Raw genomic sequence first — 489 nt, forward strand, 5'->3', positions numbered from 1 at the left:
ACCAGTACCTGTTACGCCCCAAGCCAATGCAGATTTTGCATCGTACTGAGCAACGTTACGGGTACGACCAATGAACACTGAGTTTTTCAATGCTGCTGTGTAGTACTCGTTCATACGCTTCGGCATCCAGTCCAGGATTTCGCGAATGAGGTGCTGCCAGTTGTTTGGCAAGTCGTGAGCAGTACCACCGATACGGAACCATGCTGGGTGCATACGGTAGCCTGTGATCGCTTCGATTGCGTCATAGATTTTTTGACGATCGGCGAACATATAGAATACAGGTGTCATACCACCAGCATCCTGAATTGCTGTACCAATGAACAATAAGTGGTTATTGATACGGAACAATTCAGACATCATGACACGGATACATTGCGCGCGGTCTGGAACAGTGATGCCTGCCATTTGCTCTACGCCAAGTACGTAAGGCATGTTTTGCGCACAACCACCTAAGTAGTCAACACGGTCTGTATACGGAATGAATGAATG

At 47.6% G+C, this 489-nt stretch carries 1 protein-coding gene; it reads right to left on the reverse strand.

What is annotated here, in order from left to right; translation table 11 throughout:
- On the reverse strand, positions 1–489 hold a 489-nt coding region (locus F7R20_RS31470; protein ID WP_455769672.1), incomplete at both ends, for an NADH-quinone oxidoreductase subunit D-related protein.

Source organism: Pseudomonas brassicacearum subsp. brassicacearum, assembly GCF_008801605.1.
GTDB classification, from domain to species: Bacteria; Pseudomonadota; Gammaproteobacteria; order Pseudomonadales; family Pseudomonadaceae; genus Aquipseudomonas; species Aquipseudomonas brassicacearum.